Origin of the sequence: Thermoflexus sp. (assembly GCF_025055495.1) — a bacterium.
In the GTDB taxonomy this organism is placed as follows: Bacteria; Chloroflexota; Anaerolineae; order Thermoflexales; family Thermoflexaceae; genus Thermoflexus.
In genome coordinates this window covers 1-9,507 of the sequence record NZ_JANWXB010000186.1, presented here as the reverse complement: position 1 = coordinate 9,507, position 9,507 = coordinate 1, and the positions used below count along the sequence as shown (strand labels likewise).

At 63.4% G+C, this 9,507-nt stretch carries 5 protein-coding genes; all 5 read right to left on the bottom strand.

Annotated features, from left to right (window positions below; translation table 11 throughout):
* Positions 1 to 93: 93 nt before the first annotated feature.
* A complete protein-coding gene (locus tag NZM16_RS06445; RefSeq protein WP_295449692.1) occupies positions 94 to 1,080 on the bottom strand; it encodes a sugar ABC transporter substrate-binding protein in 987 nt (328 codons plus the stop codon).
* Positions 1,077 to 2,147: a LacI family DNA-binding transcriptional regulator gene (locus NZM16_RS06440; protein WP_295449695.1), complete on the bottom strand. Its 1,071-nt coding sequence runs from the start codon at positions 2,145 to 2,147 to the stop codon at positions 1,077 to 1,079. Before NZM16_RS06440 ends, NZM16_RS06445 begins: the two co-directional genes overlap by 4 nt.
* Positions 2,148 to 2,306: 159 nt before the next feature.
* Positions 2,307 to 3,215: a glycosyltransferase gene (locus tag NZM16_RS06435; RefSeq protein WP_295449698.1), complete on the bottom strand. Its 909-nt coding sequence runs from the start codon at positions 3,213 to 3,215 to the stop codon at positions 2,307 to 2,309.
* The gene (locus tag NZM16_RS06430; protein ID WP_295479396.1) at positions 3,212 to 3,883 is read right to left on the bottom strand and encodes a hypothetical protein; all 672 of its coding nucleotides are present in this window, start codon (positions 3,881 to 3,883) and stop codon (positions 3,212 to 3,214) included. The genes NZM16_RS06435 and NZM16_RS06430 overlap by 4 nt, the downstream gene beginning before the upstream one ends.
* Positions 3,884 to 4,320: 437 nt before the next feature.
* Positions 4,321 to 9,006 (bottom strand): GAF domain-containing protein, encoded by a 4,686-nt coding sequence (locus NZM16_RS06425; RefSeq protein WP_295479393.1) that lies wholly within the window; start codon positions 9,004 to 9,006, stop codon positions 4,321 to 4,323.
* Positions 9,007 to 9,507 lie beyond the last annotated feature (501 nt).

The following is a 9,507-nucleotide window of genomic DNA, read 5'->3' as shown; positions in this document are numbered from 1 at the left end:
AAGGCGGCGCCCCAGCCCCAAAACCCGCAGGATCGGGATGGCGGAAGGCCACCGAAGGCGACCCCCCGCCACCTCAGATCGCCCTCTCGATTTTTAACGGATGCCCTGCTTGATCAGCTCCTCCACCAGGCCCACATTGTCCTTATCCACAAAGCCCGGCCCCGTCAGCACATCGTTAGCCGGCCGCAGCCCGTATTTCTTGTAGAGATAGAGCCAAGCGATGGCCATGTAGCCTTGCAAGTATTGCTGCTGATCGATGGCGAACAGTGTCACCCCCTCCTTGATCGCCGACAACGTCCCGGGGTGCAGGTCAAAGGTTCCATGGAGCACCTTGCCGGCCAGGTTGTTATCCTTCAGGAACTTCACCGCAGGATCCGTGCCCAGAGGGCCGAGGGTCAGCAAGGCATCCGTATCGGGGTTGCGGGTGAAGTAGGCCTTGAGGGTCTCCACCGCCTTGGTAGGATCCGTGCCGATATCCAGCTTCTCCACCGGCACGTTCTTCTCCTTCATCCCATCGAGGAAGCCCTGGCAGCGAGCCTCCAGCCCCACATGGCCGACCTCGTGGATCGCACACAGCGCCCGCTTGGGCGTGCGCACCGCCAGCATGCGCTGGGCCGCCCGGAGCCCGCCCAAGTATTCGTCCATGCCGATGTAGAACATATACGGGATGCGCTCACCCTCCGGGCGCGGATCCGCCACGTTGATGGCCACCACCGGGATGCCCTGCTGGATCGCCCGGCGCAGCGGCTCATCCAGGGCCTTGGGATCCGTGATGGTCACCGCCAGCCCGTCCGGCTTGGCGGCGATGGCGCTGTTGAGGAGGTTGACCAGTTCCTGAATGGAGAATTTCTCGGGGCCGAAGTATTTGGCCTCCACCGGATACACCTTCGCGGCGTCGTTCATCCCCTTCATCACGACGCCCCAGAAGGGATCGGCAGGCCCGCCGTGGGAGACGATGTAAAACGTGAATTCCTTTTGCGGTTGGGCCGGGGCAGGAGCCGGCGTGGCCGGCGCGCAGGCGCCCAGCAACAGGCCCAAAATCAGGAGAAGGGGGATCCATCGGCGGACAGAGCGGGTCATGGCAACCTCCTTTCAGCCAGAAGATGGGGAACCATAGGAATGGAGCCTTCCAGGGGTGGACCGCATGAGGCGCGCTCCACCAGGCGACATGGCAGCTGGAGATCAGCAGGGACCCGTTCCCCCTGCAGCAGGCGGAGCAGCATGCTCATCGCAGTCCGCCCCATTTCATACTTGGGCTGGGCGATGGTGGTTAAAGGAGGCTCGGTGTAAGCGGCAAACAGGATGTCATCAAAGCCGATGATCGAGAGATCCTCCGGAACCCGCAGGCCCGCCCTGCGCGCAGCCCGCATGGCTCCGATGGCGGTCATATCGTTGTAACAGAACACTGCCGTCGGTCGGAGCGGAACCTCCAGCAGGCGCTGGATCCCCCACTCCCCCGCCTCCGGTCGGCCATTTCCCTCCATGATCCAGGCAGGATCCGGCATGAGGCCTGCAGCCGCCATGGTCTCTTGATAACCTGTCAAACGCAACCGATTGGATCGGGCCATCGGCGGGCCGGCGATATAAGCAATGCGGGTGTGGCCCAGACCGATCAGATAGGAAACAGCCAGCACCGCCCCCTGATAGCTGTCCGCGGCGACGGAATAAATAAGCGGCGCCTCCCGCTGATGGTTGATCAGCACAATGGGCACGCCGAGGGCTTCCAGATGAGGAAGGTAGAGCTCGCCGACCCGCGAGGAGGCCACAATCACTCCTTCCACCCGGCTCTCGGCCAGCGCCCGAACCGCCGCGAGCTCCCGTTCGGGATCCGCGTTCGAGGTGGCCAGGAACAGACGGTAGCCCGCCTCCAGGGCGACCTCCTCCACGCCGCGGACGATCTCCGCCAGGAAGGGATCCGCCAAGGTGGTGATCACCAAGCCGATGATGGAGGTGCGGGTGGTGACCAGGCTCCGCGCGGCCGCGTTCGGCACATATCCCATCCGCGCCGCCAGCCGACGGATCCGCTCGGCCGTGCGCGGGTTCACCAGGGAGCTCCCCCGCAACGCTCGTGAGACCGTGGAATGGGAAACACCGGCCTTACGAGCGATATCCTTGATCGAAATCCGCCTAGCAGGACGTCGGCCCATCAGGGATCTGCACACGTGTGCAATTTGTCTCCATGATATTCAGCGAGATCGATCTTGTCAAGGGCTTCCACATCGCCTTGCGGCATGGAGAGGGATCAAAAATGGAGTGGAACACAGCGCCACCCCTAAACCCCTGGCTGGCAATCGGCTGCGCAACTTCTACGTCTGTTGAGCCGCGGGCGGCTTACTCCTGGAACGGACACGAGCCAGGATCTTCATGGGCAAGGGGGGGAGGCCTTTATTGATCCCGATCCTCTGCGCGAAAGAGCGAGGGACAGGGAGGAGCGGCAAAAGGATGCGGCTTCGTTCCCCATCCGCTACTCCTCCCTCCGGAGGCCAAAGCGGGCGATGGCGGCCGAATTCATACGTGAAGGGGAGCGAACGGATGGGCCGCCCGGTCCATACATGAGCTTCCGCCCACAAGTATTTGAACAACAACGAGAAGACGCCCTCCTCCTCCACCCGGCGGGTGGAGACCGGGATCCGGACGGAAGTGAGCACGCCGAACCGGCCCCGACGGGACGCCCGCCGCACGTAATCATGGTCCTCGGCCAGGAGCAGCGTTTCGTCGAACCCACCGATGGCCTCGTGAAGCTCACGGCGAACCAGGATGCAGAACCCCGGGGCCCGAGGGGAAACCCATTGCAGCGCCAGCAGATACCCGTTGGCCACCTCATGAAAGATGCGATCGGTCGGCCGCGGGCTCAAAGGCTCCATCAAACAGGTGGCGACGTCCAGACGCCGGTCTTCGATTTCTCGAAATGCCTTCTCCAGGAAATCGGGCCGGGGGACGACATCCGCATCCAGGAACACCAACCACGTCCCTCGGGCAATGCGGGCCCCGGCGTTCCGGCCAACGGCCGGCCGCCCGCCGCGCACCACCCGGGCTCCCCAGGCCCGGGCGATCTCAGGCGTCCCATCCTCCGAGCCCGCATCCGCTACGATCACCTCGTCCGGTCGTCGGGTTTGGCGTGCCAGTGCCCCCAGCAGGAGCGGGAGATAGACCGCCTCGTTCAGCGTCGGGATGATCACGCTGATCATCGCCCAACCACCTCCCGAGGGCTTCATCCGAGGCCTCCTGCCTCCCGAAAGATCCGGTAAGCAAATCGGGACAACCGATGGCGATCCAGGGGATCCAAGCGATCCCATTGTTCCTGGAACCACCGGATCCGTTCCATCAGCGCCCGGACCTGATGGGGCTCCGCCCGGCTCAGGGCAACCAGAGCAGCGCTGAGCCCGGCCAGAGCGCCCAGATCCAGGGATCGGCCGCGGGGAATAACCAGAGGTCCTTCCCCCCGTTGCAGCAAGCGAAACACCAGCATCAACCCGGCCGCCATGCGGGCCATCCCCTCGGACACCGGCCCTTCCAGTGGACTGGAGACCAACCACTGAAGAAGCGCGGATGGATCCAGCCAGGTCTGCCACCCCCTGAGCTCCTGAAGCAGCCGGCTCTGAGTGTTCCGCCACGTCGCCATATCCCACATGCTGCTGAGGGCGCGGCGCGCCTGAGCCGTGGGGCGGAAAACCACACGAGGTCGACCTGGTCCGGTCGGGCTCTCATAACGCCGTTCGACTAGGCCCAACTGCTCCAGCAGGGCCAGCATCTCATAGGCCGTGGCCCGACCGACGTGCAGGGCGCGGGCCACCACCCCATAGTGAAGCGGCCTGCGCCACCGGCGATACAACCGCAGGAAAGCGGCTAAGAACTCCCGCTGGCGCCGGGTCAACGCGCCCATTGCTTCTCGCCTCCTGGGGAACGCAAATTTTCCGAAAATTCCAGAAAAATTTTACACGATCAACCGACGCAAGGCCAGTCCGGCTGTGAACGTTCCATGGAGGGGTGCGGATGGGTAAAGCGAGGCGAGGATTTCAGATGGGCCGCGTGCCGTCCATGCACGGCCGCCTGAAATCCTCCTTCCGCCACGCGGCCCTTCGGGCATAAGGAGGGGGAGGAAAAGAGACGCTGGGGCTAAGGGGGCCGTCGAAGGCAGCTTCCTCAGCCCCACAAAAATCTCATAGGAGTTACGCCGTTTGCATCTTCGGGAAGCCTTTTCGCTCCCCTCCCCTTGGCCCGTTGGGCCGTGAGGAGGGGAGCGAAAACATCTTTCGGGGGCTGGGCTGGGGGGCTTTCAGCCTCCGAAAACCTCCAAACCAAAGACGGACAATACACTATTTATTCCTCTAAAGCGGCCGGAAGCGTAAACACGAAAGCTGCTCCGCCTCCCGGGCGATCCTCCACCCAGATGCGGCCGCCGTGGGCCTCCACGGCCAGTTTACAGAACGCCAGCCCCAATCCCACACCGCGCCCCTTCACCATCCCAGTGACGAACGGCTTGAAGATCTCCTCCCGCATCTCAGGAGGCACTCCCGGACCGGAATCCGCTACCATCACTTTCACCCGCAACGCTTCGCCCTCTTGCTCCGGCACCGCGCGGATCCAGATCTCCCCGCCGGAGGGCGTGAATTTGATGGCGTTGTCGAGCAGGTTCTGGAAAACCCGGACAATGAGCAGTTCGTCGCCCCATGCCCGCGGCAACGCGGAGGGGATGTCTACCAGCACTTCCAGCGATTTTTCGCGAATTAATATGGAAAGCCCCCGCAGAATGCTGGCCACCAGCTCTGGCAGGGAGATCGCCTTGGGATGAAGAATTACTTCCCCGGATTGCAGATGGCGCAGCTCCAGGATCGTGCTGACCATGCGCAGCATGCGTCCGATGTTGTCCCGGGCGATGGTCAGCACCTCCCGCTGCTCCTGGGAGAGCGGGCCCAGACCCTCGCCCAGCAGAAAGTCCAGCGCCGTTTGAACGGAGGCCGCCGGATTCCGCAGGTCGTGGACCACCATGTGGAACAGCTCCTCTCGCAGCCGCTCGAGGGTTCGGATGGGTGTCATGTCGTAGATCATTGCCAGCCAGCCCGTCACCGCGCCATCGCTCCGGATCGGAACCACCTGAATTCGTAAGCTGCGCGCCTCTGTGTCGAACTCCACGGTCCGGGTTTCCAGAGGGTCCCGGCGCAGCTTCCTGAGCTGGCGCATCAGGGTGCGGGCCAGGACAGGACGGTTCTTTCGCAGCCAGCGTATTCCATCCATCAGCGACCGGCCGATCCATGTTTCCGGGCCCCATTCCAGGCCGAGAAGTTCCACAGCGGCCGGGTTGAGCTCCAAGATCCGGCCGTCCGCACGGATCAGCAGAATCCCATCCACCGCGGCGTTGATTACCGTCCGCAGGCGACCCCGCTCCTCCTCCAGGAGCTCCAGCAACCGGACATTCTCCAGCGCCACAGCGGCGTGGTTGACGATGGCCTGGCTCAGGGCGATCTGATTCAATGAAAACCGATGATCGCTCCGTGGATCCCACACTTCCGCCAGCCCCAGCACCCGGGCCCCGAGAGCCAGCGGCAGAACCATGAGGCGCCGCACGCCCAGCTGTTCCAGCGTTCGCTCGTCCCCCATCCGGATCGCCAGCGGCAAGGACGTTCCCTCGAAACGGCCCGGCTCCGGGATCCACAGGGCGTATGGCTTGCGTTCCAGAAGCGCGGCCCTCTGGATGGAGAGAGAAGCTTCGCGGACGCGCTCAATCCAGGAGAGCCATTCTCCAGAAGCCGCATCCGGGGCGATGTATTCCGAGAGCAACTCCAGCGCATCCGCTTCCGGTCGATACCGGTAAAAGCGCGCGTAGATGCCGCCCGTGATCTCGGAGAGAAACCGCCCCAGGAGTTTGACGACCGACCCGATATCGTGAGCCGCCAGCAAATTGGCGCTGGCCTCATAAAGCAACGAAACCTCCCGGATCTGCTCGGCCATCCGCTCCGCCAGCATCGCCCGTTCCACGGCCAGTGCAAGATGATCGGCCAGCGCCTGAATGAGAGCGAGCTCATCCTCTGTGAACAGATGGGGCTCCGGATCGCAAAGGCTGAGGACACCCACCCAACGTGAACCCGCATGGAGCGGAAAGCTCACCCAGGCGCGCGCCTGTGGAAACAGGAGCGACCGGGAAATTTCCGGCGCCTCCCTGGGGAGATCGCTGTAAACGACCAGCTGATCGGTCAACAGGGTCTGGCCGATCATCCCTTCTCCGGAGCGGCATTCCTCCAGAAGCTCCCGCACCCCCTCCGGGAGCCCGAATGCGGCTCGAAGACGCAGGCAATTCTGCTCTTCCTCCCACAGGCAGATCATCCCCATCCGGAACCCCATGATCTCCCGCGCCTGCTCCAGGCCCGTTCGCAGAATGCCATCCAAATCCTCCGCTCGAAGGATCGCGGCGACTATTCGGTTCAGGGCGGCCTCGTGGCGGGCCCACCGCTGGGTTTCTTCAAACAGATAAGCGCTCGCCAGGGCCTGAGCAGCCGCGTTGGCGAACGCCTGCCCAACCAACAATTCCTCTGCCCCTAATGTCCGGACTGTATTCCAGTAGACCGTTAACACGCCCCGGAAGGGAAACCGATTCGAGGCCGCTGCCGGCGCCCACAAAGGAAGCACCACATAGGAGCGAAACCCTTCCTGAGCCAGCCGATCCCGGATGCCCTCGGTGCGGGGATCGTTTTGAATATCCGATACGTGGATCACGGTGGGGATCTCAATGGCGCGAGCCCCCGGCACCCGCTGGTAGCTTTCCAGGAGCCACCGAACGTAGGACTCCGAAAGCCCATCCGCGCCCGCGCATGCCACCTGCTTCCGGATCGGCTCGTAGAACCACAGGGCTGCCCGATCGCCCCCCAGCAGCCGCCGCGCCGCCTGCAGAATGGTTTGAACCCGGGCCTGGAACTCCGGCGGGCTGCCCAGGACCTCCTGCAACGCTCCGGCAACAGCTTCCCACAGCCAAGTTTCCCGACGCCGCCGCAGGGCCGTCGCCACGGCATCCGCCAGGGTCCGCGCCAGACGCATGGTTTCTTCGTCTGGGGCTTGAGGCCGATCGTAATACAGCATCAGCTTGCCCAGGGCCTGGCCCCCGCTTTGAATGGGAACAAAGGCTAGGGCGTGGATCCCCTCCCGAAGCACGGCCTCGCGGACCTCTCCCCATTCCAGCGCTCGCTCGACGTCCGGGATCCAGAGGATCTGCGGGTCCGGATCCGCAGGATCCCAGGGCCAGTGCCCTTCCACGGTCTGTCGGTATTCTCGAGAGAGATTCCGCCATGCCTTAAAACGGACCACTCCGTCCGGATCCCGCAGCAGGATCGCCGCGCGATCCGCCCCCAGGATCTCCAGGATCCCTTGAAGGGCCAGATCATAGAATCGCTCCAGATCGACGGTCTGAAAGAGCTCCTGGGTGAGCTGCTGAAGCAGCTGAAGTTGCTGGGCATATCGTTGAGCCCTCGCCTCGGCCAACCGGCGCTCCGCGTTCGCCCAGACCAGCGCGATCAGATCCGCCACCTCCGCCGCGAAGGCGATCTCCTCCGGGGTCCAGCGGCGGATCCCGCCGACCTGCTCATGGCAAATGACCCCGATCACCCGCCCCTCCTGGCGGATCGGCGCATCCAGCAGAGAGAAGATCCTCAGGGGCTCCAGATAAGACGCCCGCAGTTCTTGTGTTCGAGGATCGTGACGCGCGTCCGCCGCATCTACGGCCCGGCCCTGTCGCAACGCTTCGAAGTAAGCAGGATAGTCAGCGGCCCGCAGGAGGGTTCCTTTGCTAAATGCGCCCGCTGGCCATTCGACGTGGACCAGACATTCCAGCCATTCGTGCTGCTCGTCCAGACGCCAGATATTTACCCGACTGACCTGAAGGGTTTCCGCAGCCACCCAGGCGATGCGGGTCAGCGCATCTTCCAAGGCCCCATTCTGGACCTGAGGGTCCGTCGCCAGGCGAACCAGGGCCTCCTGTTGTCGAGCACGCTGCAGGGATTGCCGTTTGTATTCGGTGATTTCGCCGGCCCGCACCAGCCATCCCATCGGCTCCCTGGAGTGCTGGATCGGTTGGAGGGAGATGAGAAACCAGCGCTCCTCCCTCGGGTGCTGGAATTCCCCCATCCCCCCTCGCCCCTCACGCAACCATAACCGCAGTGCCTCCCGAAGATCCGGCCACGAGGCAAGCGCTTCTTCCACCGATGCTCCGATCAAAGAGGGGAGAGCACGGCCGAGCATGCGCGCCATCGGAGGATTGACGTCGACGACCTGCCCCCGCAGATCGAGGACCATCATGCCCTCCGACATGGTCTCCACGATCAGGCTTCGAGCGATCGGGATCGGATGGAAGGAAGGGAACGCCTGGAACACGAGGCCCAATAGCACCGTCGCCAGCCCCAGCATGCCAGCGGTCGCTCCCCGCCACGGGGCCGATAGATCATAGGCGGGATCATATAGGCTCAAGAAGAGAGCGGTGAAGATCAGAGCTGTCGCCAGAAACAGCCCAATGATGATGGGAAGCGATATACGATAGGCATGGATCAGGACAGGGAGCATAAACGCCAGGGCAACCAGAAAGGCCAGGACGGCAAACAGCGTATGGATCCAGAACCAAGGCCCATAGGCAACAACCAGCGTTCCGTCCGGACGAACGTCCAGCACGGACCAGACCAGATGGTGGAGGTCGTTCGTGAAAGCCAAGAGGATCGTGAGGACCGGGATGAGGAAAAGGGCGACGAGATGGCGAAAGCGAAGGGCAAGGATCGCTCCAGAATACTGGACGGCGCCCAGAAGGAGCAACGGAGCGATCCCCGCCACCCCCAGAACCTGGATCCGGAGCCCTATGACCCGATAAACCGGATCCGGGGCGGCGATCGCTACGCTCTCGCTCAATGTCCACCAGGCGATCGCGATCAGGGCCAGGGCCCAGACCCGGGCCACCATCGTGCGGGTCCGCCGCCAGCCCACACAGGCAAGGATCAGGCCCACCAGCCCCAAAATCCCACCCAGGAACGCCATCCTGCCAAATCCTTTCGGTTTCTCACCGCTTCGGAGATCGTCTGTGTTAGAGTAATGCAACCTGCGGGATCTGTCAATCGTGCGGCGGGCCGCCTTCAGCGGCCACGCTATCGGAAAATATTCCTGCAGAAATTAGGCAGTTGGAAGTTGGTCGGACCAGACGGAATAGGCCTCACCTCCCGTATCCCCCCTCCTTCAACCCCGAGGACGGGAGTAGAGGGGGGAGAGAACGCGCTGGGCGGTGACAGGGTGGCTTCCTGGGCCACGGGGAGGGAGGATCCAGAAGATTTCCCTCCGCCGGGATGGGCAGAAATCTGGGTTAGAATAAATAGCGCCGGGATATGCCCCGGTGATGTTGAGGGGTGTGTGGGGAGAGCGGCAAGCCGCTCCTCCACACCCCTCAAACCCCCGTTCCTTATTGGGTCCAGCCAGCAAGACACGGCCTAGTGCTTTGTCCGTTTCATGGGGGGTTCGGGGGGCAGTGCGGGGGGCCAAAGGCCC